At 69.2% G+C, this 26,855-nt stretch carries 20 protein-coding genes and 1 tRNA gene; 18 read left to right on the top strand and 3 right to left on the bottom strand.

Going from position 1 to position 26,855, the window contains the following annotated elements; translation table 11 throughout:
- Entirely contained in the window at positions 1-546 is a 546-nt protein-coding gene (locus AERO9AM_RS11400) for a TetR/AcrR family transcriptional regulator (protein WP_159576242.1), read from the bottom strand.
- A gap of 58 nt (positions 547-604) precedes the next feature.
- Here AERO9AM_RS11400 and AERO9AM_RS11395 point away from each other — a divergent pair, with 58 nt between their 5' ends.
- From AERO9AM_RS11395 to AERO9AM_RS11355, 9 genes are all read left to right on the top strand, one after another.
- Positions 605-2,143 carry an MFS transporter gene (locus AERO9AM_RS11395; RefSeq protein ID WP_159576241.1) on the top strand — a complete coding sequence of 513 codons (1,539 nt, stop codon included), beginning with the start codon at positions 605-607 and terminating at the stop codon, positions 2,141-2,143.
- A gap of 136 nt (positions 2,144-2,279) precedes the next feature.
- A complete protein-coding gene (locus tag AERO9AM_RS11390) occupies positions 2,280-3,341 on the top strand; it encodes a 3-isopropylmalate dehydrogenase (RefSeq protein WP_159576240.1) in 1,062 nt (353 codons plus the stop codon).
- 51 nt (positions 3,342-3,392) lie between these two features.
- Positions 3,393-4,505: a branched-chain amino acid aminotransferase gene (locus tag AERO9AM_RS11385; protein ID WP_159576239.1), complete on the top strand. Its 1,113-nt coding sequence runs from the start codon at positions 3,393-3,395 to the stop codon at positions 4,503-4,505.
- Between the two features lie 126 nt (positions 4,506-4,631).
- On the top strand, positions 4,632-5,690 hold the full coding sequence (gnd, locus tag AERO9AM_RS11380) for a phosphogluconate dehydrogenase (NAD(+)-dependent, decarboxylating) (protein ID WP_159576238.1): 1,059 nt from the start codon (positions 4,632-4,634) through the stop codon (positions 5,688-5,690).
- Positions 5,691-5,742: 52 nt separating this feature from the next.
- Positions 5,743-6,522, top strand: coding sequence for a fumarylacetoacetate hydrolase family protein (locus tag AERO9AM_RS11375; RefSeq protein WP_159576237.1), 780 nt, complete (start codon positions 5,743-5,745; stop codon positions 6,520-6,522).
- A complete protein-coding gene (locus tag AERO9AM_RS11370) occupies positions 6,519-7,802 on the top strand; it encodes an MFS transporter (protein ID WP_159576236.1) in 1,284 nt (427 codons plus the stop codon). Before AERO9AM_RS11375 ends, AERO9AM_RS11370 begins: the two co-directional genes overlap by 4 nt.
- 150 nt (positions 7,803-7,952) lie before the next feature.
- The gene (locus AERO9AM_RS11365; RefSeq protein WP_159576235.1) at positions 7,953-9,503 is read left to right on the top strand and encodes a S53 family peptidase; all 1,551 of its coding nucleotides are present in this window, start codon (positions 7,953-7,955) and stop codon (positions 9,501-9,503) included.
- A gap of 101 nt (positions 9,504-9,604) precedes the next feature.
- Positions 9,605-11,110, top strand: a complete 1,506-nt coding sequence (gene gltX / locus AERO9AM_RS11360) for a glutamate--tRNA ligase (RefSeq protein WP_159576234.1) — start codon at positions 9,605-9,607, stop codon at positions 11,108-11,110.
- Between the two features lie 114 nt (positions 11,111-11,224).
- Positions 11,225-11,299, top strand: a tRNA-Gln gene (locus AERO9AM_RS11355).
- Positions 11,300-11,357: 58 nt separating this feature from the next.
- On the opposite strand, the gene AERO9AM_RS11350 is transcribed toward AERO9AM_RS11355, so the two are convergent.
- Positions 11,358-11,666 carry a YciI family protein gene (locus AERO9AM_RS11350; protein ID WP_159576233.1) on the bottom strand — a complete coding sequence of 103 codons (309 nt, stop codon included), beginning with the start codon at positions 11,664-11,666 and terminating at the stop codon, positions 11,358-11,360.
- A 244-nt stretch (positions 11,667-11,910) separates the two neighbouring features.
- Here AERO9AM_RS11350 and AERO9AM_RS11345 point away from each other — a divergent pair, with 244 nt between their 5' ends.
- The 6 genes from AERO9AM_RS11345 to AERO9AM_RS11320 all read left to right on the top strand — a co-directional run bounded on the left by AERO9AM_RS11345 (position 11,911) and on the right by AERO9AM_RS11320 (position 22,605).
- Entirely contained in the window at positions 11,911-14,421 is a 2,511-nt protein-coding gene (locus tag AERO9AM_RS11345) for a helix-turn-helix transcriptional regulator (RefSeq protein WP_159576232.1), read from the top strand.
- Between the two features lie 153 nt (positions 14,422-14,574).
- Positions 14,575-15,978, top strand: coding sequence for a sigma factor (locus tag AERO9AM_RS11340; RefSeq protein WP_159576231.1), 1,404 nt, complete (start codon positions 14,575-14,577; stop codon positions 15,976-15,978).
- Positions 15,979-16,395: 417 nt separating this feature from the next.
- Positions 16,396-19,137: a DUF7933 domain-containing protein gene (locus tag AERO9AM_RS11335; RefSeq protein ID WP_159576230.1), complete on the top strand. Its 2,742-nt coding sequence runs from the start codon at positions 16,396-16,398 to the stop codon at positions 19,135-19,137.
- Positions 19,138-19,232: 95 nt separating this feature from the next.
- Entirely contained in the window at positions 19,233-20,768 is a 1,536-nt protein-coding gene (locus AERO9AM_RS11330) for a SpaH/EbpB family LPXTG-anchored major pilin (RefSeq protein WP_159576229.1), read from the top strand.
- A gap of 21 nt (positions 20,769-20,789) precedes the next feature.
- Entirely contained in the window at positions 20,790-21,860 is a 1,071-nt protein-coding gene (locus AERO9AM_RS11325; RefSeq protein WP_236602589.1) for a class C sortase, read from the top strand.
- A gap of 43 nt (positions 21,861-21,903) precedes the next feature.
- A complete protein-coding gene (locus AERO9AM_RS11320) occupies positions 21,904-22,605 on the top strand; it encodes a class F sortase (RefSeq protein WP_159576228.1) in 702 nt (233 codons plus the stop codon).
- Between the two features lie 190 nt (positions 22,606-22,795).
- On the opposite strand, the gene AERO9AM_RS11315 is transcribed toward AERO9AM_RS11320, so the two are convergent.
- The gene (locus tag AERO9AM_RS11315; protein WP_159576227.1) at positions 22,796-23,488 is read right to left on the bottom strand and encodes a TetR/AcrR family transcriptional regulator; all 693 of its coding nucleotides are present in this window, start codon (positions 23,486-23,488) and stop codon (positions 22,796-22,798) included.
- A gap of 28 nt (positions 23,489-23,516) precedes the next feature.
- On the opposite strand from AERO9AM_RS11315, the gene AERO9AM_RS11310 reads away from it, so the two are divergent.
- The 3 genes from AERO9AM_RS11310 (at position 23,517) to AERO9AM_RS11300 (ending at position 26,830) form a co-directional block, all read left to right on the top strand.
- A complete protein-coding gene (locus AERO9AM_RS11310) occupies positions 23,517-24,158 on the top strand; it encodes a DUF4386 domain-containing protein (protein ID WP_159576226.1) in 642 nt (213 codons plus the stop codon).
- Between the two features lie 135 nt (positions 24,159-24,293).
- Positions 24,294-26,006 carry an amino acid permease gene (locus tag AERO9AM_RS11305; protein ID WP_159576225.1) on the top strand — a complete coding sequence of 571 codons (1,713 nt, stop codon included), beginning with the start codon at positions 24,294-24,296 and terminating at the stop codon, positions 26,004-26,006.
- Positions 26,006-26,830, top strand: coding sequence for a glutamate ABC transporter substrate-binding protein (locus tag AERO9AM_RS11300; protein WP_159576224.1), 825 nt, complete (start codon positions 26,006-26,008; stop codon positions 26,828-26,830). Before AERO9AM_RS11305 ends, AERO9AM_RS11300 begins: the two co-directional genes overlap by 1 nt.
- Positions 26,831-26,855 lie beyond the last annotated feature (25 nt).

Below are 26,855 nucleotides of genomic sequence, written 5' to 3'. Positions count from 1 at the left end.
TCAGGGCCGGGTCGCCTGCAGCACGAGCGCGACCAGCTCGTCCAGCGCGGTGCCCGAGGGGACGACGCCGTCCGATCCGTCGGAGTCCACGGCGTTGTTGAAGAACAGGCCGTCGCTGAGCAGCAGCACGAGGTCGAGTGCTGCCTGATCCCGCACGTGCGGGCGGATCTCCGCCGCCGAGCGCTCCCGCATGCCGTGCAGGGCCTCCGCGGCCGGCTGGCTGCCGCCCTGGGCGAGGCGGGAGACCGCGATGATCGCGCGGTCGAGAGCATCGTCCATCATCACCGAGGTGCGCAGGTAGTACTCGACGGGGCCGGTCTTCGCGACGTGCATCGCGGCGACGTCCTCGTCGACGAGCCGGGCGAGCCGGGCGAGCATCGCCGACGCGAGCTCCTCCTTGGACGAGAAGTGGTAGAGCAGCCCGCCCTTGGAGACCCCGGCGGCGCGGGCGACGGCATCGAGGGTCGCGGCGCGCTCTCCCTCGGAGATGAGCAGGGCCTCGTAGGCGTCGATCACGCGCTCGCGGGCATGCGGGGGTCTGGCCATGTCTGTTACTATACCAGCTGGACGGTTAAGTTATCCGCCATGAAACGAGAGGTGCATCATGTCCGCCACAGCGTCGATCTCCCTGCCGGGGACCGAGGACGGCCCCCGCGTCGGTGCGCGCGGCTGGGCGGCGCTGGTCGTGCTCATGCTGCCCGTGCTGCTCGTCTCCGTCGACAACACCGTGCTGTCGTTCGCGCTGCCCGAGATCTCCACCGCCTTGCGCCCCAGCGGCATCGAGCAGCTGTGGATCATCGACGCGTATCCCCTCGTGCTCGCCGGCCTGCTCGTGACCATGGGCACGCTCGGCGACCGGTTCGGCCGGCGCCGGCTCCTGCTCATCGGCGCCACCGGGTTCGCGCTGATCTCGGCGCTGGCGGCGTTCGCGCCCACGGCGGGCCTGCTCATCGCGGCGCGCGCCGCACTCGGGTTCTTCGGCGCGATGCTCATGCCCTCGACCCTGTCGCTGCTGCGCTCCATCTTCCGCAACCGCGATCAGCGGCGCCTCGCGATCGCGGTGTGGGCGGCCGGGTTCTCTGCCGGATCCGCCCTCGGACCGATCGTCGGAGGAGTGCTGCTGGAGCACTTCGCCTGGGGATCCGTGTTCCTCGTCGCGGTGCCGGTGCTCATCCCGCTGCTGATCCTCGCGCCGATCCTCGTGCCGGAGAGCCGGGATCCGAACCCGGGCCGGATCGATCCGATCAGCATCGTGATGTCCATGGCGACGATGGTGCCGGTCGTCTACGCGATCAAGGAGTTCGCCGTCCACGGCGTCACGCCGATCGTCGTCCTGCTCGTCGTGCTCGGCGTGGGCGTGGGCGTGCTGTTCGTGCGCCGCCAGCTGCGTGCGCAGACGCCGATGCTCGACATGGCGCTGTTCCGCCGCGGCATGTTCAGCGGGGCGATCCTCGTGAACCTGCTCAGCGTGATCGCCCTCGTCGGCTTCCTGTACTACGTGTCGCAGCATCTGCAGCTCGTGCTCGGGCTCACGCCCGTGCAGGCGGGCCTCGCGCTCATCCTGGGCATGGCGCTGATGATCGTCGCAGGCCTCGTCGTCGTGCCGATCGCGCGCCGGGTGCGCCCGCAGGCGCTCGTGCCGGCCGCGCTCGCGTTCTCGCTCGCCGGCTACCTGGTGGCCGCGTTCACCACGCACGCCCACGGCGTCGCCCCGCTGATCGTCGCGTTCGGGCTGCTCGGCATCGGCATCGGCGCGGCGGAGACGGTCTCCAACGAACTCATCCTCGCGGCGGCGCCCCCGGAGAAGGCCGGGGCGGCCAGCGCGGTGTCCGAGACGGCGTACGAGCTCGGCGCGGTGCTCGGCACCACGATCCTCGGCGGCATCATCACCGCGTTCTACCGCAACGCCCTCGTCATCCCCGAGGGAGTGCCGGGAGCGCTCGCAGATCGGGCGCGGGAGACGCTCGCCGGGGCGCTCTCCGCGGCCGAGCAGCTGCCGGAGACGCTCGGGGCGGCGCTGCGCGACGCGGCGGCCGATGCGTTCGGCGCGGGCGTCATGGTGACCTCCCTCATCGGCGGGGTGCTCGTGATCGGCGCCGCGACGATCGCGGCGCTCACGCTCGGCCGCCGGCTCGGGAGCTGAGACGCACGGCGCAACGTCCTCGTCGAGGATCCCGGACGCCCGGATCCCGGACGCCCGGATCCCGACATTGCGGCGTGGAGGATCCCGTGCTCCCGATAGCCTGGGATCCTCCACCCGCAACAATTGAGGAGCGCCCGTGTCTGAAGCCTCGTCCCGTGTCGTCAAGCTCGCCGTCATCCCCGGGGACGGCATCGGCCCCGAGGTCGTCGCGGAGGCGGAGAAGGTGCTCGACGCGGTCACCGCGGGCAGCGACGTGACCTTCGAGAAGACGCGCTTCTCGCTGGGCGCTGCGCGGTACCTGGAGACGGGGGACACGCTCACCGACGAGGACCTCGACGCGATCCGCGCACACGACGCGATCCTGCTCGGCGCGGTCGGCGGTCAGCCGGGGGATCCGCGCCTCAAGGACGCGAACATCGAGCGCGGCCTGTTGCTCAAGCTCCGCTTCGAGCTCGACCACTACGTGAACCTGCGTCCGTCCAAGCTGTATCCGGGAGCCGCCGGGCCGCTGGCGGATCCGGGCGAGATCGACTTCGTCGTGGTGCGTGAGGGCACCGAGGGCCCGTACGTCGGCAACGGCGGGGCCATCCGCAAGGGCACGCCGCAGGAGGTCGCGAACGAGACCAGCGTGAACACGGCGTTCGGTGTGGAGCGCGTCGTCCGGTATGCGTTCGCGCTGGCAGAGAAGCGCCGCAAGAAGCTCACCCTCGTGCACAAGACCAACGTGCTCGTGCACGCCGGCGCGATCTGGAAGCGGATCGTCGACGCCGTGGCGCAGGAGCACCCCGATGTGGCCGTAGACTATCTGCACGTCGACGCGGCCACGATCTTCCTGGTCACCCACCCTTCGCGCTTCGACGTGATCGTCACCGACAACCTCTTCGGGGACATCCTCACGGATCTGGCCGGCGCCGTCACCGGTGGCATCGGCCTCGCCGCCTCGGGCAACATCAACCCCGACGGCGCGTTCCCGTCGATGTTCGAGCCGGTGCACGGCTCGGCACCCGACATCGCGGGTCAGCAGAAGGCCGACCCCACCGCCGCGATCCTCTCCACGGCTCTCCTCCTGGACCACCTGGGGCTGAGCGACGAGGCCGCCCGCGTCCAGCGCGCGGTCGAGGAGGACATCGCGTCGCGGGAAGGCGCCCGCACCACCGAACAGACCGGCGCGGCGATCATCGCGCGGCTCCAGGCGTAACCTGAAGTCACGCGCACGACGCCGTCCCCTTCGACCTGTCAGGACACACTCATGACCATCGAACTCCCTCTCCAGGCTCCTTCCCCCGCCGGCCTCATCTGGCGGGTCACCCGCAACGAGGAGGCGCGCTCCGACGCCGAGCGCGAGGCCATCCTCGAGAACCCGGGCTTCGGGCAGCACTTCACCGACCACATGGTCGACCTGTGCTGGTCGGAGAAGGGCGGCTGGCACCGCCCGCGCGTCTCGCCCTACGGCCCCATCGAGCTCGATCCCGCCGCGGCCGTGCTGCACTACTCGCAGGAGATCTTCGAGGGGCTCAAGGCCTATCGTCACGCCGACGGATCCATCTGGACCTTCCGCCCCGACCGCAACGCGGCCCGTCTGCAGCGCTCCGCGCGGCGTCTCGCGCTGCCCGAGCTGCCGACCGAGCTGTTCATCGAGTCGCTCAAGCAGCTCGTCGCGGTCGACGGCGCCTGGGTGCCTTCCAACCCGGAGGAGAGCCTGTACCTGCGGCCGTTCATGTTCGCCAAGGAGGCGTTCCTCGGCGTGCGCGCCGCGAAGAAGGTCGCCTACTACCTCATCGCGAGCCCGGCCGGGGCGTACTTCCCGGGCGGCGTGCAGCCGGTGAACATCTGGCTCTCCCGCGACTACGCGCGCGCCGGGCACGGCGGCACGGGCGCGGCGAAGACCGGCGGCAACTACGCCTCGAGCCTGCTTCCGCAGGAGGAGGCGTACAAGAAGGGCTGCCAGCAGGTGCTGTTCCTCGACGGGGACTACATCGAGGAGCTCGGCGGCATGAACCTCGTGCTCGTCACGCGCGACGGCAAGCTGCTCACCCCGGCGTCCGACTCGATCCTCGAGGGCATCACGCTGGCGTCGATCCTGCAGCTCGCCCAGGACCGCGGCCTGGAGGTCGAGCAGCGCAAGCTCTCCATCCAGGAGTGGCGCGACGGCGCGGCGTCGGGCGAGATCGTCGGCGCCTTCGCCTGCGGCACCGCCGCGGTGGTGGTGCCGATCGGCAAGCTGATGGCCGACGACTTCGAGATCGTGCACGAGGGTCCCGAGTCGACCGAGCTGGCCATGTCCCTGCGCGAGGAGCTCACCGACATCCAGTACGGTCGCCGCGAGGACACGCACGGCTGGCTCGTCCGGCTGGACGCCTGATCACGCCGCCGGGAGCGCATCCCGGCACACCGACGCCGCTGCGGCGGCGCACGACAATCCCCGCCGGTCCCTGAGCCTGTCGAAGGGCCCGGCCCGTTTCTGCAGAGTCTGCGAGAGGACAACATCATGAAGCTGGCCATGGTCGGACTCGGACGGATGGGGGCGAACATCGTGCGCCGCCTCATGCGCGGAGGGCACGAGTGCGTCGTCTACGACGTCAATCCGGACGCGGTCGCGGCGCTGGTCGCCGAGGGGGCGATCGGTGCGACCGACTACGCCGACCTCGCGGCCAAGCTCGACGGCCCCCGGGTGGTGTGGCTGATGATCCCCGCGGGCCTCACGGGACGCGTCGTCGAGGAGATCAGCGAGGTGCTCCAGCCGGGCGACATCCTCATCGACGGCGGCAACTCCAACTACCGCGACGACGTGCGCCGCGCCAAGGCGCTGCGGGAGAAGGGCCTGAACTACGTGGACGTCGGCACCAGCGGCGGCGTCTTCGGGCTCGAGCGCGGCTACTGCCTCATGGTGGGCGGGCCGGATGAGGCGTTCGCCACCATCACGCCGATCCTCGAGACCATCGCGCCGGGGGCGGGCGAGATCGAGCGTACTCCGGGTCGCACCGGCGACCTCTCCAACGAGGAGCTCGGCTTCCTTCACTGCGGCCCCTCCGGCGCCGGTCACTTCGTGAAGATGGTGCACAACGGCATCGAGTACGGCGTGATGGCCGCCCTCGCCGAGGGCCTGAACCTGCTCGAGAACGCGGATGCGGGCATCCGCGAGGCCGAGCACTCGGCCGAGGTGGCGCCGCTGGAGGAGCCGGAGTACTACCAGTTCGACATCGACACCCCGAAGGTCGCCGAGCTGTGGCGCCGCGGATCCGTCATCTCGTCGTGGCTGCTCGACCTCACCGCGGCGGCGCTGCAGGGCAACCCCACGCTCGACGGCCTGGCCGGGCGGGTCTCGGACTCCGGCGAGGGCCGCTGGACCGTCAAGGCCGCGGTCGACGTGGGCGTGCCGGTGCCGGTGCTCGCCGCGTCGCTGTTCGAGCGCTTCGCATCGCGCGATGAGGACCTGTACGCGAACAAGGTGCTCTCGGCGATGCGCCTGCAGTTCGGCGGGCACAAGGAGCTTCCCGCGGGCGACGTGCTCGAGGCGGGCGGCAACAAGGCCGAAGCCACGAGCTGACGCGCGGCGAAGGGTCCGGGTCCGCCTCGGGCGGTCTGGCTAGGCTGAGCGTGTGAAGATCGCGCGGTTCAGCCACAACGACGGCATCAAGTACGGGATCCTCGACGAGGGCGAGCTGGTCGTGCTGACCGGCGATCCGATGTTCGCGGGCTACGAGACGACGGGGGAGCGCGTGCCGCTCGCCGACGTCGCCCTGCTCGCGCCGGTGATCCCGCGGTCCAAGGTGGTCTGCGTGGGGAAGAACTACCACGACCATGCGGCGGAGATGGGCGGGGAGGCCCCCGCGGAGCCGCTGCTGTTCCTCAAGCCCAACACCTCGGTGATCGGGCCCGGCGACACGATCGTGCGCCCCGCAGCGCTCTCGGAGCGCACCGAGCACGAGGGCGAGCTCGTCGTCGTGATCGGCCGGATCGCCAAGAACGTGTCCGCGGAGAACGCGCTGCAGTACGTCTTCGGCTACACCGTCGGGGACGACGTCACCGCGCGCGACCTGCAGCGCAAGGACGGGCAGTGGTCGCGCGCGAAGGGCTTCGACACGTTCTGCCCGCTGGGCCCGTGGATCGAGACCGAGTTCGATCTCGACGCGGCGGAACTGACCACGCGAGTGAACGGCGAGGTGCGCCAGCACGCGCCGCTGACGGACATGATCCACTCGGTCGCCGACATCATCGCCTACGCCTCGGCGGTGTTCACGCTGCTGCCGGGAGACGTGATCATGACCGGCACGCCCGCCGGGGTGGGCCCCTTCGTCGCCGGCGACACGGTCGAGGTGGAGATCACCGGCATCGGGACGCTGCGCAACAGCGTGCGCGACGCGCTCCCCGCCTCGTGAGCGGCGTCGCTCTGACGGTCGAGGAGCGGAGCCGGATCCAGCGCCGCACGGTCGGCATCCTGTCGCTCGGACAGGTGCTCGGCGGGGTCGCCTTCGGCGCGACCGTGTCGCTGGGCGCGCTCCTCGCGAAGGACATCTCCGGCAGCGACGCGTTGTCGGGCCTGGCGACCGCCTCCGTGACCCTGGGTGCTGCACTCGCCGCGATCCCGCTGGCGCGCCTCGCGAGCTCCCGGGGGCGGCGCTTCGCCCTCACCGCGGGCAACCTGCTCGCGCTCGTCGGCATCGCGATCGTGATCACCGCCGCGGCGGTGCGCGTGTTCCCGCTGCTGCTGATCGGGATCGTGCTCATCGGAATGGGCAACGCCGGGAACCTGCAGTCGCGGTTCGCCGCGACCGATCTCGCGGATCCCGCGCACCGCGGCCGCGACCTGTCGATCGTCGTGTGGGCGACCACCATCGGCGGCGTGGCGGGACCGCTGCTGCTCGGCGCGGGGGAGCAGGCGGGGCGTGCCATCGGCATGCCCGTGCACACGGGGTCGTACCTGTTCTCCCTGGTCGCCCAGATCGCCGCGTTCACGCTGTACCTCGTCGCGCTGCGGCCGGATCCGCTGCTCGTCGCCCGGGACCTTCCCGAGACCGGATCCGTCGCCGGGGTCGTCGAACGCGGAGACCGCCCTGTCGCCGCGCGCTACGCGATCTTCGCGGTCGCCGGGTCGCACGTCACGATGGCGTCGGTGATGGCGATGACGCCCGTGCACCTGGTGAACATGGCGATGGCGGGAATGGATCACGGATCCATGGGACACGGATCCATGGGCCACGGCGGAATGTCCGAGGTGGATGTCACGGTCCTGGTCGGGGTGACCATCGCGCTGCACGTCGCGGGCATGTACGGCCTCTCGCCCGTGTTCGGCATCCTCGCCGACCGCTGGGGTCGGATGCGCACGGTGCTGCTCGGACAGGCGCTGCTCGTGGGATCCCTGTGCTTCGCGATGTTCGCGGGGGAGACCCCGTGGGGAGTGATGGTCGCGCTGATCCTGCTCGGGCTGGGCTGGAGCGCCGCGACGGTGGCCGGCGCGGCGCTGCTCACCGAGGCGTCGGCGCCCGCGCTGCGCACGCGCCGTCAGGGCCGCAGCGACTCGCTGATGAGCCTGAGCGCGGCCGGCGGCGCGGTACTCGCCGGGGTGATCCTGCAGTCGTTCTCCTATGCGGGCCTGGCGATCGCGGCGCTCGTGGTCGTTGCGGCGATCGTCGTGCTCTCGCCGCTCGGCCGGAGATGACGGCATCCGAGCGGGTCGCGTCGGGATCCGGCGCCGACCTTATGAGGCGGCTGGGGATCCGATAGCAGCGCGCTGATGCGGGTGTAGCGTCGTGCTCGGCCCGGCGTCGCTGACCCGGCGGCCCGGGGATCCGTCAACAGGGAGGTTGGCATGTCACGAACCAGGACCCTCTTCGCCGTTCTCGGCGTCTCGGCGATGGCGGGAGCCACCGCGCTCGCGCTGTCTCCGGTCTCGTCGCCCCCGCCGGCCGCGGCGAGCGTCGTGCCCTTCGCGGCGCAGGCGCCCGACAGCGCGTTCACGTCTCAGGCGGACGCGAGCGGAGCCGTCGCGTGCCAGCGGCCCGCGCCCGACAACCGCGTCTCCACGACGATCCACTGCTACACGCCCGACCAGATGCGAGCGCACTACGGCCTCGGTCCGCTCGCGGGCAGCAACGACGGCGCCGGGCAGACGATCGTGCTCGTCGACGCGTACGGCAGCCCGACCGCCGCGGAGGACCTGAACTTCTTCGCGCAGACGTTCGGCGGGCCGGCCCCCGACTTCGAGGCGGTCTCTCCTCTGGGCACTCCGGACTACAAGAACCCCACCGGCAAGGGCGTCGGCCAGTCCGGCCCCAACTCGGCCGCGGGCTGGGCCGGCGAGGCCAACCTCGACGTGCAGTGGGCCTACGCGATCGCGCCCAAGGCCCACATCGTGCTGCTGTCCACGCCCCCTGCCGAGACGCAGGGGGTGCAGGGCGTGCCGAACCTGATGAAGGCCATCGACTGGGCCATCGAGAAGTACCCTGCCGGCACGGTGTTCTCGATGTCGTTCGGCACCGATGAGCAGACGTTCGGATCCGCCTCCGCGGCGAAGACGCAGTTCGACCGGTTCGACAAGACGTTCCAGCGCGGCCTCGCGAAGGGCGACACCTTCTTCGCCTCCTCCGGCGATGACGGGTCCACCGGCTACGTCCGCTCGCACCGGGCCGGCGCCGTCGGCTCGACGCCCGAGGTCAGCTACCCGAACGTCTCGCCGTACGTCACGTCGGTCGGCGGCACCCAGGTGCAGTCGGGCTGGACGTGGAACCCGACCGAGGATGTGCCGTACCTCGCCAGCGGCGCCCGCAATCCCGCGTACTGGGGCTGGAACGCCGGGGGTGAGAGCGAGGCCGTGTGGAACGAGGGCGGCTTCCAGATCGGCACCGGCGGCGGTCTCTCCACGGTGTACTCGCGGCCTGCCTACCAGGACGGCGTCGCAGGGGTGGTCGGCGGGGCGCGCGGCGTTCCCGACCTTGCATGGAACGCGGCCGTGAACGGCGGCGTGCTCGTGTACCACACGTACTTCCCGAGCACCGAGGGCGGTCCCGCGTGGGGCGTCTTCGGCGGCACCTCGGCAGCCTCGCCGCAGGCCGCGGCCGCCACGGTGATCGCCAACCAGGCGCGCGCCGCCGCGGGCAAGGGCCCGATCGGCGACCTGAACAAGGCGCTGTACAGCGGATCCTTCGACAAGGCCGCGGCGTTCGGCGACATCGTTCCGCTGCAGTACGGCACGACGCCGAGCGGCTACCTCGCGAACAACCGCATGTGGGCGCTCGCCGATGACGGCTCGCTGACGCCGGGCCCGGTTCCGGGGTACGACACGACGGCCGGCTACGACCTGACGACCGGCTGGGGCGCACCTCGCCTGCCGGGCTACGTGGACCAGCTCGTCGCGCAGTGAATGGCGGTCCGGGGCCGGACGGAGAACCCTCCGTCCGGCCCCGGCTCGTGCGCCCGCGCCTGCTCGGGAGAGGGGCGGCTCGCAACTAGAATCGAAGGGTTATGGCTACTCCCGATCCCCGCACCACGACCGCCTCAGGATCCGACGTCCGCGTCCGCTTCTGCCCCTCGCCGACCGGCCTGCCGCACGTCGGCATGGTGCGGACCGCGCTGTACAACTGGGCGTACGCCCGGCACACCGGCGGCAAGCTCGTCTTCCGCATCGAGGACACCGACGCCGCACGCGACAGCGAGGAGAGCTTCCGCCAGCTCGTCGACGCGCTCACCTGGCTCAAGATCGACTGGGACGAGGGCGTCGAGGTCGGCGGCCCGCACGGCCCGTACCGTCAGTCCGAGCGCGGCGACATCTACCGCGAGGTGATCGACAAGCTCATCGCATCCGGGGCCGTCTACGAGAGCTACTCCACGGCCGAGGAGATCGACGCCCGCAACGAGGCGAACGGTCGCGCCAAGCAGCTCGGCTACGACAACTACGACCGCGACCTCACCGAGGAGCAGAAGGCCGCGTTCCGTGCCGAGGGCCGCCAGCCCGCGCTGCGCCTGCGCGTTCCCGACGAGGACCTCACCTACGTCGACCTCATCCGCGGCGAGGTGACGTTCCCGGCCGGATCCTTCCCCGACTTCGTCGTGGTGCGCCCGAACGGCGCTCCGCTGTACACACTGGTGAACCCGGTCGACGACGCGCTGATGGGCATCACGCACGTGCTGCGCGGCGAGGACCTCATGCCCTCCACGGCGCGCCAGCTCGCGCTCTACGGCGCGCTCATCGACGCCGGTGTCACGACGTTCGTGCCGCGCTTCGCGCACATGCCGCTCGTGCTGGGCGAGACCGGCAACAAGAAGCTCAGCAAGCGCGACCCGCAGGCCGACCTGTTCCTGCACCGCGAGCGCGGCTTCATCCACGAGGGGCTGCTGAACTACCTTGCGCTGCTGGGCTGGTCGATCGGACCCGACCGAGACGTGTTCTCGCTCGAGGAGTTCACCGCCGCGTTCGACATCGCGAACGTGAATCCGAATCCGGCGCGCTTCGACCAGAAGAAGGCCGAGTCCATCAACGGCGATCACATCCGCCTGCTGGACGGCAAGGACTTCGCCGAGCGGATGCTGCCCTACCTCGCCGCCGCCGACGTGTTCCAGGGCGAGCCCACGCACGAGCAGATCGTGCTGGCGTTCCGCGCCGCGCCGCTGGTGCAGGAGCGCGTGCAGCTGCTCGGCGAGGTGCCGGGCCTGCTCGGATTCCTGTTCGCCGACCAGGTCTCGTATGACGAGGACGCGCTCAAGGGCCTGCCCGCGAACGCCGCCGAGGTGCTCACCGCCTCGGCCGCCGCGCTCGAGCCGCTCGACACGTTCACGCCCGAGGCCATCCAGCAGGCGCTGTCCGCCGCGCTGGTCGACGAGCTCGGCCTCAAGCCCCGCGTCGCCTACGGGCCGCCGCGTGTGGCCCTCACCGGTCGCCGGGTGTCGCCGCCGCTGTTCGAGTCGATGGAGCTGCTCGGCAAGGACGAGACGCTGCGCCGCCTGCGCGCGCTGGCCGAGTTTCTGGGCTGATCGCCAACCGACCGGGGCGGGGGAGCGCGACGCGCGCGGGATCCCGCCCCGGTTTGGATCCGGGGTTGAGCTCGGGTAAGCTTGACTCTCGGTGCGAGGCCCCGGTTTCGCCCTTGGGGTATGGTGTAATTGGCAACACGGCTGATTCTGGTTCAGTTGTTCTTGGTTCGAGTCCAGGTACCCCAGCCAACAGAGAAGGCCCGGAAACACTGAGGAAATCAGTGATCCGGGCCTCTGTCGTTCGCGGTCACGCGCCGATCGGCTGCACCTCGTAGACGTCGATCGTGCCGCCCATGGCGCTGTGCGGGTGTCCGGAAAGCAGACGGGACACCTCCTCGTACGAGTCCGCCGCAACCAATGAGTATCCGCCGACGGTGGGGTCCGCGCCGGGCGATGCGGCCACAGTGGGGTTGCCGAAGTCGATGATCGCATCGCCCGCGCTCTGGCCCCAATCCATCCAGGCCTTCATGATCTGCGCGCCTTCCTCGGGGGTCGGCTGAGGCAGGGCTGCCATTGCGGCAGGGTCGGCGCGGTACAGGAGAAGAAAAGCAGCCATGGAGATTCCTTCGGGGCTGAGCTGGGGCGATGGAAAGGACGCGGGCCGTGAATGCGCAGCATCCACGAGATAAGACCCGCGACCAGTGCTTTTATGACGCCGACTGACGGGATTGCTGCCTTCGACGCGTGCCATGCGGCTTTCGCCGGCGCGACCGGCACGTCGCAGTGCCCGGCGTCCGGGGGAGCGAGATAGGTTCTCGGCAACGGGCGGCGGACAGTCCGCGTGCGGGAAGGAGCTGGCGGTGGACGATGCACGGTTCTTCGATGCGGAGACCCGCAAGGTTCTGGATGGAGTCCTCGCGGGTAGCTCGGTGCGGATCACCGGCCCTCGGCTGAGCGGCCGGACCACGATCGCGTCGCGTGTGGCGGGTTCGTTGGAGGCCGCCGGGTGGGTGGTGCATCGGGTGACGGGGGACCGGGCCCTCAGATCCGTGACGTTCGCCGCCTTGGTGACATCCCTCGGTGCATCGATCCCCGCCGGCGTGGGCGTGGCAGGGGTGGCCGAGGCGTTGGTCGACCGTATTCAGCGGAGCGGCCGCTGCGCGATCGTCAGCGACGACTCGGGGTTCCTCGACCCGTTGTCCCTGGCCGCTCTGGATCTGGCTCAGCGCAGGACCGGCGTCCCATTGGTCACGACGGTCGACGCAGGAGGTCTGCTCGACGAGCGCTCCCCGGTCTCTTATGATCGGTGGCCGGAGATCGTGGTGACCGTGCCGAGTCTCCGTTACGCGGAGGTCTACGCCGCTCTCGTCCAGATTCTCGAAGGTCCGGTCGACGCAGCTGTGGTGGGCCACATCCGGATGAAGGCGGCGGGACGCGTCGGGCTGGTCAGGCGGATCGCCGAAGCGGCCGCACGCAACGGCCAGCTGAGCCTCGACGACGGACGCTGGACGATGAAGGGGACGTCGCTGTGGACGGAAGACCTCTCGCCGACCGTGGAGGGCCTCCTGCTCGGTCTTCGCGCGGACGAAATGACTGCGTTGACCCATATCGCGCGACACGGAGCGATCCCGCCGTCATCGGATCCCGCGGTGCTGCGGTTGATCGCACGCGGGATGCTGCAGTCGATCCCAGGAGTAGATCCGGCGCGTCATGTCACGATCGTTCCCCCTGTCATCGCCAGTTATCTGCTCTCGCGCGGGGGCGGATCCGCGGAGACGGGCCTGCAGGAGGACGGGCAGTACGAGTCGGAGGACGGTCTGGGAGAACTCCTGGCGAGCCTTCGACGCGAGTCCGATGCGGAGCCGGCGGCAACCGCCCGGTACTTCACGCGACGGTGCGCGACCCGTGAACGCACGGCATTCGCACGCTGGGAGGCGGACCCGAGCGCCCGGAACGCCGCGAGCTGGTTGAACGCTTGGTGGGAGACCCCGGGCCCGAAGCGTGATCCCCGGCGGGTTCTCGCGGCGACGCGGCGTGACGGCGTGGGCAGGGAGCTTCTCAATCTCGCGCTTGCCGAGTCGATGTGGAATGCAGCGAACGGTGTTGTCGGCGAGGCGGTCTTCCGTCCGCTTGAGAGCCTCGCGGCCGATCGCCCTGATTGGTCTTCCGACATCGCCGCGCTGCGGTTGCTGTTCGAGGGCAGCGGAGGCCTCGATCTGAACTCCAGGGAGCGGATGGCGCGCCTGGCGGCGGATCCGGAACCCAGTTCGACGGTTGCGACTGTTCTGGCTCTGTTCGACGTCTATGCGCTCGAGCCGGCGAAGGCGGCGGCGCGCCTGGCGTCGGTGGATGAGCCGATCGTCATCCCCGCGCTGACGGGTTTCGTCGAGGCGCTGAGTCTGTACGCGTGCGGACGGATGGACGATGCACTGGTCCTCGCTCTTCGCGCTCGGTCGAGCGCACGGCGGAACGCAGACTCGATCGGCTACCTGATGGCGAGTTACGTCGCCGCCATTTCGTTGATCTACCGCGGGCAGTTCGACGACGCGATGCGCGTGATCGACGGGGCTCTGGCTTTGGGGAAGCCGGGATTCCTTGTGAACATGCTCCATGACGCCATGGTGCGGCTGAGCGCAGTCGCCGATTTCGATGTCTACGACTCGCGACACAGCCTCCGACCCAGCACCGGCTCCGTGACCTTTGGACCGTTGCCGGGAGTGGGGACCGCAATATACGAGTTGCTGTCGAAGAGAACTGAGAGCGATGCAGAGTTCGACACGGCGGTGGCGGACCGTATCGAGGAACACGTGCGGAGAGGGTTTTCGCTCGAGGCGGCGGCAGGGGGTCTCCTCTGCCTTTGCCTTCGGCCCGGGCCGAAGGCGCTGCAACGACTGGCCGCGTTGTTCCTGGCTCACGGATTCACGGCGCACGACAGGTTGCTCGCGATCGCGCGAACGATCGTCGACGGGGACGGCGCGGCTGCCCTGGACCTCGTGAGGGATTACGAAGCCGACGGTGACGAGTACCAGATCGGGATGCTGTTGCGCGGAGGCCTCACGGTGATGCGCGCGGCAGGACGACCGTCGCCCCAGACTCAGCTGCTCGAAGAAGCGGTGGTGCTGCTCGCATCACGGTTCCCCGGCGCTGGCGCGCACTTGGATGCAGGCGCGTCACGACATGTCCGGAACGAACTCACGCCCAGAGAAGTTCAGATCGCGCACTTGGCGGGGAGCATTCCCAACGCGGAGATCGCGACGCAACTGAACATCAGCGTGCGCACCGTCGAGCACCATGTCTCGAACGCGATGCGCAAGGCCGGCGCCAGGAGCCGCCAGGAACTGGGTGAGCGGGTCCGCGGACGCCTGGCGTGACCGTCCATGCCCGCCTGTCGGCGAGCGGAAGCGCCTAGTTCCCGCCCATCCCGTTCCCAATTTGCGTGACCGCAGTACTCATCTCCCGGTCCAGGCTGTCTAGGAGGTCCCTCGAAGCGCGCACCCTGGTAGCTCAGATTGCTGGGGAGCCATATGAGCAGTGCCGTTCTGTGGAAGAGGGCCGACGAACGATCGGACGTCGAACTCGTCCATGCCGTCCGAGACGGCGATGTCGCCGCATTCACCGCGTTGTGGGGCAGGCATCGCACCGCCGGTCTGCGCGCCGCTCGAGCGGTCACGGGCTCCATCGACCCGGAGGACCTCGTCAGCGAAGCATTCACCAAGACGCTCAGCGCGATTCGCAACGGTGGCGGGCCGACCGGCGCGTTCCGGCCCTACCTCTTCGCGGCGATCCGCAACGCTGCTGCGACATGGGGAGGACGACCCAAAGACATCCCGCTCGAGTTCATTGACGATCTGCCTGACGAAGACGCCGCCGATCCCGTCGACGAGCTGTCCGACCGGACGGCGCTCGTCGCCGCGTTCCGGACGCTTCCGGAGAACTACCGGACCTTGTTGTGGTATCTCGAAGTCGACGGCATGAAGCCGCGCGAGCTCGTCCCCGTGCTCGGGATGAGCGCGAACAGCATCTCCGCCCTGGCTGTCCGCGCGCGCGAGGCGTTCCGGTGCGCATGGCTCCACGCGCACATCTCGGACCCCAACCGACCTGAAGAGTGCCGGTGGGTCTGCGAACGGCTGGTCCGCCGCGGGCGGCGCCCGATGCCCTTGCGGGACCATTCCCGGCTCACCAGCCACCTTGCGACCTGCGACGGCTGCACCCTCGCCGCCCGCGAACTGGATCAGGTCTCTCAGAATCTGCGCACGGTCCTGCTGCCGCTCTCACTCGGCGCCTCGGCTGCCGGTGCCTACCTGGCTCTCGACGGCGGAACGACCGCGAGCGCGGCAGTCGCCCTGGCAGGGACCGAGGCCACAGGCCGTTGGGCAAGCGTCCCTGCGCTGCTCGGCACGAGCGCGGCAGTGATCATCGCGGGCGTCGCCGTGGCAGCCGTCACGAGCTCGATCGCATCACCGGCACCGACCTATCCGTCGGGCGAGTCTGCGACGACCCGCGTGGCGGTACCGGCTCCAACAAGCTCCTCACCGCCACCGCCAGTCCTCGTGTCGACCCCGTCGCCATCGGAAGAGGTGCCACCCTTGACACCCTCGACCGAGCCGGAGACGCCTGACATTGCTTCTGTCACCAGCCCGGTCGGCAGTGCTGCTATCGGTGTCCCGGCCGAGCAGACCCTTCCCGACCCCACGACATCGGCCGGCGAGCCGCTCGACCCGCTGACCGTCCCTGTCCCCGAGCTCGTGGCGCCGGACGTGCAAGAGGACGCTGACGGAGATGACGAGACGGACGACGCATCCGCAAGCTTTGCGGGGATCCCGGGATCGACCGTGCAACCGGCAGTTCCGATCACGCCGAGGCCAGCGGCGGTGCGCCGTGACCGCGAGCCACCGCAGGCCGGCCTCACGACCCGCGCTGTCCCGTGAGAATCGGCGGGGCGCACATCACGATCCAGCGCGGGCATGGTCTTGAAAAGATGAGGCGCCCCGCGGGAGGGCGCCTTGCCGGTCACCCGAGCCGGCGTACTCCGGAGGGAGTACAGGCGCCACCTGCCGTGGCGCTGGGGGCGGGTGCGTGGGGACACCCGCCCCTCCAGGCGACCGATCATGCTTCTGCTCGTCACGAAGCGCGGCCTGGCCGGTCTTGATGAGTAGCCACCCGAGCATCCGGGTGCAGGCGCTCCCGCCCGAGGGAGCACACGTAATGGCTGGGGAGTCGGCGGGTAGCTCGAGAGCTCCGCAGCGCGTGCGCGGCGTCTCCGCGAATGAGATGGGAACCACATGAGGCACTGCTCGGACCGGTCGTCGAGAAGGCAAGGCTTGCGGAGCGGTCGTATCCGCCGGGTGCTGAGCATCAGCGTCATCCTCACGGCGGTCGCCGTGTCGCTGGTGTGGTCGCCTTCGGCGTTCACCGCGTCGGCGACCGTTCCGGGCACGCCGGGCGTGCCCCAGCCGGGGACGCCCGTCTATACAGAGGACTTCTCCAACCAGAGCGCGTCGGCCGCCGCGATCGATATCCGCAATTACACCGGGAGCGCTGCCGCCGCGTCCACGACATACACGGCGGACTCGCAGTGGACGCCCGCGGGCGGACAGTGCAACGGCTGGATCATGAGCTGGACGACACCCAATCCGCCGACATCGGATGCCGGGTGCCAACGCAACCTGAGCAGCACCTGGCCGTCGCTGCAGGACATGGCCCAGGCGCTCGGGCTCGCGCAAGGGCAGACCGCGACGCAGGCGCTCACGAATCAGGCGTTGACCGAGTACACGAACGCGCAATCCGGGACGATCTCCGCGGGTACGGAGCTGCGCACGGTGAAGACGATCTCGGCTACGGCCGGCCACTACTACGCGGTGTCGGCATACTTCGCCGCAGTGAACTGCCCCGCCAACGGCGGCCTGTCCCAGCCGAAGGAAACGTTCTCGTTGATCGTGAACGGCAATCCGATCGTGCTGAGTACGGGTTTGAACCCGTGCACCAATCCCACGAACTGGGGGCCGCAGGTCACGAAGTTGCAGTCGGCGGCCTACCTGGTCCCCGCCGGGACGACCGCCACTCTCGGACTGTCGTTGTACAACGCGCAGACCAACGGGTCCGGCAACGACGTGGCGTTCGACTTGCCGCAGATCGTGGACGTCACTCCGCAGCTGGACAAGGCGTTCTCACCTGCGACGATCCCGCAAGGAGGGACGTCGACGCTGACGTACACGGTCACGAACACGTCCGAGCTCGCCGCGAAGTCCGGGTGGAGCTTCACGGACAACCTGCCCTCCGGCGTGACAGCGACGGGTGTGAACAGCACGACCTGCTCGGCCGGCACGATCACGGCAGCGGCAGGGGCGACCACGGTCACGCTGACGGGGGGCGCCCTGAACCAGGGCCAGGCCTCCTGCACCGTGTCGGTGCAGGTGACCGCGACCACGGTCGGCAGTTACACGAACGGGCCGGGCAACTTCCCGTCGAGTGGTGGCCTGGTCGGTCTGAACCCGCCTGGCAGCACCACGCTGACGGTGATTCCCAAAGTCGACATGTCGATTGTGAAGACCGCCAACGCCACGAAGTACAACCCGGGCGACCCCATCACGTACACGATCAAGGTGAGCAATGCAGGACCGTCGACGGCGACCAACGCGACGGTCACGGATCCGATTCCCTCGCAGGTGACCGGGGCGACATGGACGTGCTCGGCCACTCCCGGGTCTTCCTGCGGCGCGGCCTCCGGCGCCGGCAACATATCCACCACCGCCACAGTGCTGGCGGGCGGGACGGTCACCTACACGGTCACCGGGACGGTGTCGGCGAGCACCGCGGCAGGCACCGTCATCACGAACACCGCGACCGTGGTGCCTCCGGCCGGGACCAGCGACGCGAACTGCCCGCCCTCGCCGGGCGCGGGATGCTCGTCCAGCGTGAGTGAGCCGACGACCCAGGCCGTGCAGGTCAACAAGACCTGGATCATCAAGAACGGCTCGGGAACGGTCGTCGGCACCTATCACGTGCCTGCGCAACCCGCCGACACAGCCCAGACCCTCCCGGTGGGGTTCTCCGCCTCCCCGACGCTCACCGGTCAGGTCAGCCCCGTGTTCGGCCGGGCCTACGCGGGATACCTCGTCGGACAGAGCGTGACCGTCAGCGAGGGTGCCGTGACGGTGCCGGCTGGCTGCACCGTCACGACGCAGAAGATGACCGCCGTCAACGGTTCCACTCTCGGCACCCCGGCGAATCTCCCGTACACGGCCGCGGTGACGGCCACCCCGACACCGAACACGTTCTCGATCACCAACACGATCACCTGCGACCAGAAGCTCACGCTTGTGAAGAACGTCGCCTACGGGAGCCTGGCCGCAACATCCTGGAACCTGACCGCCACGGGGCCGTCCGGGTCGTTGCCCGGCCCCGCGGGTGCCGCGGGATCGGCCGGCGCGACCGCCGTGAACGTGACCCCGCAGGTGCCGTACACGCTGGCCGAATCGTCGACGACGCCCGGTTCGCAGAACTACGTGCCCACGGCCGCGGGGTGGGTGTGCGCGGCCGGCGCAGTCTCCGTTCCCGTCGCCAGCGGAGCAGTCACGGTCGGATACGGGCAGGCGGTGACGTGCACGATCACGAACACGACCGCGAAGATCGCCGTGCTCAAGCACATCCAAGATCCTGCCGACGGGCTGACCGCAGGCCAATTCAGCCTGACCGTCACGCCGCCTTCCGGCCTCGGCGGCGCGTCGACGTTCACTGGCTCGGAGACCGCGACTTCCGCGAACACGTTCGAGGTGAAGCCGGGAGCAAACTACACCCTCGCCGAGCAGTCGCTCTCGTCGACCACGGCGTATCTCGCCCTCGGCCTGCAGAGATCCACGGACGGCGGGACGACCTGGACCGCGGTGTCGGGCGATCAGGCGGTCGCCGTGGCCGGAACCACGGTCCTGTACCGGTTCGTGAATCAGTCGGTGCCGGCGATCGCGTTGCCGCTGACCGGGGGAGTCGGGACGGACGTGGTCGCGGTGTGGTCCCTTTCCCTGTTCGCGGCGGCGTCTGCGCTGGTGACGTGGCAGCTGCTCCGCCGACGCCGGACGGGCCGATCATGAGGCCCGCGTGCATGCCGGGAGGGCCCTGACAGAACCCGGCATCCGAAGAAGACCCCAACCATTCACAGTCTCCGACCCGAAAGACAGGAATCATCATGGAGAACCCGAAGAAGGGCGCCCGCCTGCGGCGTCTGACCGCGACGGTCGGTGCCGCCGCGCTCGCGCTGGCGGGAGCAGTGGCTCTCGCCGGTCCCGCGAACGCCGACACCACGGGCGGCAATGTGCCGGCCGGCCCCTACAACCTGACCATCACGAAGCTGGAGAACCCGTCCACGGGCGGCACGGCTACCAACGGCACGCAGCAGGACGTCAGCGCGCTGACCCCGATCGCCGGAGTGCAGTACAGCATCGTGCCCGTCAACGGCATCGACCTGTCGACCCCCGCCGGGTGGACGACGGCAGCGACGTTGTCGGTGAACAGCTCCGGTCAGGTCGTGGACTCGTCCAACAACGTGTACACGACCGGTACGGCGACTGCGCTGCCGGTGACCAACGCCAGTGGCGTGACGACCTACAGCACCTCTACCGCGGCCGTGTACGAGGTCATCGAGACCGCCGCGCCCGCCGGGACCGAGATCGCGCAGCCGTTCCTGGTGACGCTGCCGCTGCCGCAGAACAACAACTGGCTCACGAACGTCTACGTCTACCCGAAGAACACGGTGCAGGGCGCGCCGGTGAAGGCTGTCGATGACACCGCTGCGTACGGTGTGGGCGACTCCGTGAACTGGTCGATCACGTCGACCGTCCCGAACCAGACGCCCAGCAACCCGTTCACCCAGTACTCGGTGTCGGACACGCTGGACTCGCGGCTGACCCCGCCCGCCGCCGCGGACGTCACGGTCACGGTGAAGGACAAGAACGGCAATCCGGTCACTCTCGCCGCCGGCGACTACACCGTCACCGTGACGGGCCAGGATGTGGTCGTCGACTTCACCGCCTCTGGCCTCGCACTGTTGACGGCGAACCCGTCCGCGGTGGTGACCATCGGATTCGCCACGGTCGTCAACGCAGTCGGTGACGGTACGATCCAGAACACGGCCAACCAGACCATCCAGACGCAGAACCAGGCCACGAACGGCACCCCGCCGATCACGACGCCCACCAACCCGGTCCAGACCACGTGGGGTGACGTGAACCTGCACAAGGTCGACCCGAACAACAACGCTCTCCAGGGTGCCGAGTTCCAGGTCTTCACCAGTCAGGCCGACGCGCAGGCACTGACCAATCCGGTCTCGGTGGGCGGTTCGACGACCTTCACCTCGGATGCGTCGGGCAATGTGGCGATCAGTGGTCTGAAGTCGCAGGTCAACGGTGCCGGTGCGAACCTGACCTACTACATCGTCGAGACCAAGGCCCCGGCCGGCTACGTGGTGGCTCCTGCATTTGCGCAGAGCACCGGTGGATACGCGATCACCGTCCAGCCCGGCACCGCCAACGCGACGGTCACGGTGACCGACCCTCAGGCGCCGCCGATCGCGCTGCCGCTGACCGGTTCCACGGGCACCACGATCTTCATCACCGGCGGACTCGCTGTCGCCGCGATGGCCGTGGCCGCGGCGCTCATCCTGAGCCGTCGCCGCCGCAGCGCGGTCGATGGGCTCGCGGCCGTGGACAACGCCTCGCAGCAGTAGTCCACAGGGTGACGAGTCCAGGTGGCGGCGTCCGACCGCGTCGTCACCTGGACTCGCCTCGTCTCGGTCGGCCATGCGTCGACCCTGTCCCGCGGCATCCCTGTCGCCCCTTTCACACCGTCCCCGATCCAGGAGCAGCGCGCAATGACGGATCTCCGTGTTCGATCCCGCGTCCGGACATCTCGTCCACGGTGGCGGGTGTCGGTTCTCTCGCTCCTCATCGCAGTCGTGTGCCTGGGCGGTGTCGGAGTCGCGTTGTATCCCGCCACAGCCAGCTGGTTCAGCGCCGTGCAGGAGACGCAGCGGATCGCCGAGTACGGGAACGCCGTCAAGATCATCGGCCCAGATGCCCGGACCGAGGCGTTGCAGCAGGCGGCCGCCTACAACGCGGCGCTGGACGGCAGGGCGGCCGTCCGCGCGAACGAACGGATCCCGGTCGATCAGGGTGCTCACCTGCCGAACGGATTCGACTACACCAAGCTCCTGCAAGCCGACCAGTACGGTCTGATGGGACGCATCGTGATCCCGTCGATCAACGCTGACCTGCCGATCTACCACGGCACTGCCGATCGCACTTTGGAGAAGGGCGTCGGGCATCTCGAGGGCACGTCGCTGCCGGTCGGCGGAGAGGGCACCCACTCGGTGCTCGCCGGACACCGTGGGCTCGCTTCGGCGACGCTGTTCACGAATCTGGATCAGGTCCGCGAAGGCGAGAAGTTCAGTCTGTACGTGTTCGGCGAGACGCTCACATACAAGATCATCAGCATCAAGGTGGTCGACCCGGACCAGACCAAGACGCTCGACCCGGTGCCGGGCAAAGATCTGGTCACGCTGGTGACGTGCACCCCGATCGGGGTCAACAGTCAGCGCATCCTCGTCACCGGCGAACGCGTGCTCCCCACACCCCGGTCCGCGATCGCGGGCGCAGGCGCCGCACCCGCCGGCCCGGGCTTTCCGTGGTGGTCCGTGGGAACCGGCACCGCACTGCTCGCCGCGGCCGTCTACGTCTGGTGGTCCGGACGTCCCGCCCGAGGCGCATGCGTGCCGGCGAAACGGCATCGCACCGCCCGCGTGACGGTGCGTCATGCGTAATCCCGGCGCGTTCGTCCCGGCCTGCCGACTGGAGCGCCCCAGGATGCCTGAAAGGCGAACATCGGCAACCCGCAGCGGGAATCGACGCCGGCCCGGAGCGGTCCGCATCATCATCGCGGCGATCCTGGGCGTCGTCGCCCTCGTCGCGGGCGGCTGCACGCTCGACACATACCTGACCGAGCAGACGTATCCCAAGGACTTGCGCGGCAACCCCGTCGTCCTTCCGGCCCCCGCCCGGGACGTGAGCAGGGCGGTCGACGCCGTTTCCAGCGTACGCGGAATGCGACTGCGTGTGCCCGCGACGGGACTCGACGTGCAGCTCGGGGAGCTGAACGAGGTCGATGGGATCATCGACCCACCCGGATTCGACGCCGCCTATCTCGTCCGCAACTTCGGAGCCGACCTGGACCATGCGCGCGGCGGAACGGTGTTCGTCGTGATGCACTCCTGCCGCGGCGGGGCGATCTGCCCCGGGAACTACCTCATCGATGTCGCCGCCGGCACCGGGTCCTTGCGTGAGGGCGCAGACGTCTACGTCGACGGACTCCACTACCGCGTCACGGGGTGGCGAAAGGTCTACAAACCCGACATCAACGCCGATGCCACCGTCTGGGTCAACACTCCCGGACGCCTGGTTCTGTTCACCTGCCTGCAGACGCCGGCTCAGACCGAATCCATCGACAACATGGTCATCACCGCCCAACTCATCGACGACGAGGCGATCACCGCAGCGGCAACCGGGTGACCGCGACCGACCCCCGAGCGAGAGTGTTGTGCCGAGCGTCACGATCTGTTGCTGTTTCGGTCTTGATAGATAGGCCCCAAGGCCGATCGTCGATGATTCCCGCATCGACATCCCGCTCCGCGGGGAAGGTGCCCCTCAGAGGCATCGGAGGCGCAGGTGATCTCCCCGGCATCACCTGCGCCTCCACCTGCTACGACATCCGAACGGGTACCGAGCGTGTCCAGCCGCGTTCATGGAGGCGCTGAGCGCCGGCGAGGATGAGATCGAGCGCGAAGGCGAACTCGGCGTCGTCGTCGCAGGCCTCACCGGCGTGGGGGGACGTCGTGGCCATCTGCACGATCGCGGGATAAGAGGCCGCGAAGGCGGCCATGGCCTGAGCCCGCTGCTGCGGATCCTCGGGGACCTGCGGTGTCGGCAGCACATCGCGCGTGAAGCCCCACATGCGGGTGGAGAGCGCGTGCATGGTGTGGTGCACGAGGTCGGCGGAGAGCCCGCCCTCGAACATCCCGGCCATCAGCGAGTCCATGTAGTGCAGGGTCCGCGGCGTCGCCCGCGGGCGCGTCTCGATCGCTTCGCGGGCCCATGCGTGCGCCGCGAACGTCCGCCGTGCGGCGAAGATGCGCGCCCGGGTCGTCTCCACCCAGTCCGCCTCGGACCGGACAGCGGGGATGCCGTCGATCACGCGGTCGAGCATGAGGTCGATGAGTTCGGAGTGATTCGCGACGTGCTTGTACAGCGCCATCGGTGTGACGTTCAAGCGCTCCGCCACTCCGCGCATGCTCGCCCCTTCCAGGCCCTGCCTGTCCGCGACGCTGATCGCCATGTCGACGATGAGATCGCGATCAAGGCGACTGCGCGAGGATCCGGGGGTGCTGCTTGACATGTATACATCGTAAACCTACGATGAGCGGATGACAGCATACGCCGTATACCCGGATGGGATCCGCGAATCAGCTCGCCACACGCCGCGCCGGCATGCCCGTGCCGCCGGCGTTCTCTATCTCGTCACGCACGTCACCTCCGTCGTCGCGGTCGTGGCGTACGGCGCCGGGCTCGTCCCCGCCGGCGTCACGCTCGAGTTCGCACTCGCGATCGGCTGCGCGGGAACCGGCGTGCTTCTGTGGCACCTGCTGCGCCCATTCGGACCGGTCCGCGCAGCGACGTTCGCCATCCTTCGCGCTGTGGAAGCCGCCGTCATCGTCGCCGGTGCGCTGCCGATGCTGGCGATGATGTGGGTGCCCGCGACCGCCGGGTCTTCGGCGGAGCTGCTGACGGCGATGCACACCGCGTCGTTCCTGCTCGGCCAGGGGCTTGTGATCAGCGTCAACACGATCGTCCTCGGCTGGCTCCTCTGGGACTCTCGCGCGGTGCCCCGGCCGCTCGCGGCGCTCGGTGCCGGAGGCGGTCTCCTCGTGCTCGTCAGCAACCTCGCCCAACTGTGGTCCGTCATTCCCCTCAACGGGCCTCTCGCCGGCGCGGCCGCGCTCCCGGTGTTCGCCTTCGAGCTCTGGCTCGCGATCCACCTCATCGCTCGTGGGCTCCGCCGGCCATGAGCCGCGCGGCGGCATGTCGGGAACCCGTTGCCCTCGGTCCAGGAACCGTGCCATCCTCGATTCCACGTCAGGCCCCGATGCTCCGAGCCGCGATGCGACCCGCCCCACCGCGGCCCCGGTGATGAGGGGGAGCGCATGTCGCAGACCGAAGCCACGAATGTCACACACGCCCAAGACCACGGCGCAGAGCACGACGCCGAGCAGGCGGGCTACAAGAAGAGCCTGAACCGGCGCCAGGTGCAGATGATCGCGATCGGCGGAGCGATCGGCACCGGTCTCTTCCTCGGATCCGCGTCACGCCTGCACAGCAACGGCCCGGCGCTCGTGCTCAGCTACGCCTTCGTCGGCGTGATCGCCTACTTCCTGATGCGGGCGCTCGGCGAGCTCGTGCTGTACCGGACGACCTCGGGTGCGTTCGTGTCGTGGATGCGCGAGTTCTTCGGCGAGAAGGCGGCCTACTACACGGGCTGGATGTACTGGACGAACTGGGCGCTCACCGGCATCGCCGAGCTCAGCGCCGTGGGCCTGTACATCCAGTACTGGTGGCCGCAGATGCCGACCTGGGCCACGGTGCTCATCGCGCTCGCCGTGGTGCTGGTGGTCAATCTGCTGTCGGCGAAGGCGTTCGGCGAGTTCGAGTTCTGGGCGTCGGTGCTCAAGGTCTCCGCGATCGTCGTCTTCCTCGTCGTCGGCCTCATCGTCGTCGCCTTCAGCTTCGACGTCGGAGGCCATCGCGCCGGCGTCCAGAACCTCTGGTCCAACCCGGGCGGGTTCTGGCCGACCGGCGACGGGTTCGTCTGGTACGGCCCCATCATCGTGATGTCGGGCGTCGTCTTCGCCTACGCGGCGATCGAGATGGTCGGCATCGCGGCGGGGGAGATGGAGGATCCGCGGCGCGAGGTGCCCAAGGCCGTCAACGCGGTCATCGTCCGCATCGCCGTCTTCTACTGCGGCGCGCTGCTGCTGCTCGTGTGCATCCTGCCCACGAGCGAGTTCACACCGGGCATCAGCCCGTTCGTGACGGTGTTCGGACGCATGGGCATGCCGTGGATGGCGAACGTGATCCAGGCGATCCTCATCGTGGCGGCCATGTCGTCGCTGAACTCGGGCTTGTACACGACCGGTCGGGTGCTGCGCAGCCTCGGCATCGCCAAGCAGGCGCCGGCCTTCACGCTCCGGATGAGCGCCGCGGGCGTGCCGTGGGCCGGCATCGTGATGACCGCGGTGGTGTACGTGTTCGGATCCATCCTGAACGCCGTCAGCCCCGATGCGTTCGAGATCGCCCTCGAGGCCGCATCCATCGCGGTGGTGTTCACCTGGGGCACCATCTTCGTCTGCCAGCTGCGGCTGCGACGGCTCAGCGACAGGGGAGTGCTGCCGGCGAGCACGTTCCGCGCCCCCGGCACCCCGTGGACGAGCTATCTGGGCCTCGCCTTCCTGGCGTTCGTGATCGTCGGCATGGCGATCTCGGGCTGGCAGGCGTCGCCGTACTTCTGGCACAAGACCGGATTCGTCGTCGTGGTCGTCGGGATCCCGGTGCTGCTGGTGATCTTCGAGCTCGGCTGGCTGATCGTGAAGGGGCGGGTGTCCGCGCACACCGGCGGCCGCATGCTCAGCAAATGGACGGACACCGGCCTGCGCTATCCGCCGCAGCCCGCCGGCCCGCGCACGGAATCGATCGCCGCCATCGGCACGGTGCAGTTCGACGTGCACGAGCGCGACGAGGACGACGAGGACGAGGGCATCGAGATCGGACCGATCGAGGTCGAGATGCACGAGTGGGACAACCTCGACGAGCCCGACAAGAACCCGCCCGATCCGTCGGACACGAGTGAAGGGGGACGGTGATGCGTCGTCTCGCGCTCGCCGCGGCGGCACTGGCCGCGGCATCCGTGATCGTCACCGGGTGCTCGTCCACCCCGCCCACCAGCACCGGTGACAACAACGCCACCGGATCCGCCACCCTCACGATCGGCATCGCCGACGACCTGCCCGGCGTGAGCCGGAAGACCGACGACGGCTACGCCGGGTTCGACATCGACACCGCCAACTACGTCGCAGGCAAGCTCGGGGTGCCGACCAGGAACATCACCTGGCAGCGCATCGACCAGGACGAGCGGGTGAGCGCTCTGACCTCGGGAAAGGTGGATCTCGTCGTCTCGACGTTCTCCATCACCCCGGAACGCGAGAAGGAGATCGCCTTCGTCGGGCCCTACTTCGTCGCGCATCAGGATCTGCTCATCCGGCGCAACGACGACACGATCACCGGACCCGAGACGCTGGACGGCAAGAAGGTGTGCGCGGCCGCCGGCACCACCTCGATCGACTACCTCACGGCTCACTACCGGGGGAAGATCACCGTCGTGAAAGTGCCGTCGTGGTCGGAGTGCGTGCGGGATCTCGCGGCGGGCACCGTCGACGCCGTCTCCACCGACGACCTCATCCTCGCCGGCTTCGCGGCCCTGCCCGAGTACAAGGGCGTGCTGCGGGTGATCGGCAAGGGGTTCACGGATGAGAACTACGGGATCGGGCTGAAGCAGGGCGACGACCGCGCCGGCCAGGTGCGCTCGGCGCTCAAGGAGTACATCTCCTCGGGTGCCTGGAAGAAGTCGCTGGACGCGAACATCGCCCCGTCCGGCTATGGGATCCCCGGACCGCCGACGGTGAAGTAGCGCGGGGCCGGCCCCGTTCGCTGGG

The sequence above is a fragment of the Microbacterium sp. 8M genome, assembly GCF_902506375.1.
In the GTDB taxonomy this organism is placed as follows: domain Bacteria; phylum Actinomycetota; class Actinomycetes; order Actinomycetales; family Microbacteriaceae; genus Microbacterium.
This window is presented reverse-complemented; position numbering and strand designations above follow the sequence as displayed.

What these genes read in the sequence shown, in the direction of transcription:
- AERO9AM_RS11365 (WP_159576235.1), top strand. Translation starts at nt 7,953, where the DNA reads ATGTCACGAACCAGGACCCTCTTCGCCGTTCTCGGCGTCTCGGCGATG.
- AERO9AM_RS11385 (WP_159576239.1), top strand. Translation starts at nt 3,393, where the DNA reads ATGACCATCGAACTCCCTCTCCAGGCTCCTTCCCCCGCCGGCCTCATC.
- AERO9AM_RS11305 (WP_159576225.1), top strand. Translation starts at nt 24,294, where the DNA reads ATGTCGCAGACCGAAGCCACGAATGTCACACACGCCCAAGACCACGGC.
- AERO9AM_RS11320 (WP_159576228.1), top strand. Translation starts at nt 21,904, where the DNA reads ATGCCTGAAAGGCGAACATCGGCAACCCGCAGCGGGAATCGACGCCGG.
- gltX (WP_159576234.1), top strand. Translation starts at nt 9,605, where the DNA reads ATGGCTACTCCCGATCCCCGCACCACGACCGCCTCAGGATCCGACGTC.
- AERO9AM_RS11330 (WP_159576229.1), top strand. Translation starts at nt 19,233, where the DNA reads ATGGAGAACCCGAAGAAGGGCGCCCGCCTGCGGCGTCTGACCGCGACG.
- AERO9AM_RS11340 (WP_159576231.1), top strand. Translation starts at nt 14,575, where the DNA reads ATGAGCAGTGCCGTTCTGTGGAAGAGGGCCGACGAACGATCGGACGTC.
- AERO9AM_RS11400 (WP_159576242.1), bottom strand. Translation starts at nt 546, where the DNA reads ATGGCCAGACCCCCGCATGCCCGCGAGCGCGTGATCGACGCCTACGAG.
- AERO9AM_RS11310 (WP_159576226.1), top strand. Translation starts at nt 23,517, where the DNA reads ATGACAGCATACGCCGTATACCCGGATGGGATCCGCGAATCAGCTCGC.
- AERO9AM_RS11315 (WP_159576227.1), bottom strand. Translation starts at nt 23,488, where the DNA reads ATGTCAAGCAGCACCCCCGGATCCTCGCGCAGTCGCCTTGATCGCGAT.
- AERO9AM_RS11300 (WP_159576224.1), top strand. Translation starts at nt 26,006, where the DNA reads ATGCGTCGTCTCGCGCTCGCCGCGGCGGCACTGGCCGCGGCATCCGTG.
- AERO9AM_RS11350 (WP_159576233.1), bottom strand. Translation starts at nt 11,666, where the DNA reads ATGGCTGCTTTTCTTCTCCTGTACCGCGCCGACCCTGCCGCAATGGCA.
- AERO9AM_RS11395 (WP_159576241.1), top strand. Translation starts at nt 605, where the DNA reads ATGTCCGCCACAGCGTCGATCTCCCTGCCGGGGACCGAGGACGGCCCC.
- gnd (WP_159576238.1), top strand. Translation starts at nt 4,632, where the DNA reads ATGAAGCTGGCCATGGTCGGACTCGGACGGATGGGGGCGAACATCGTG.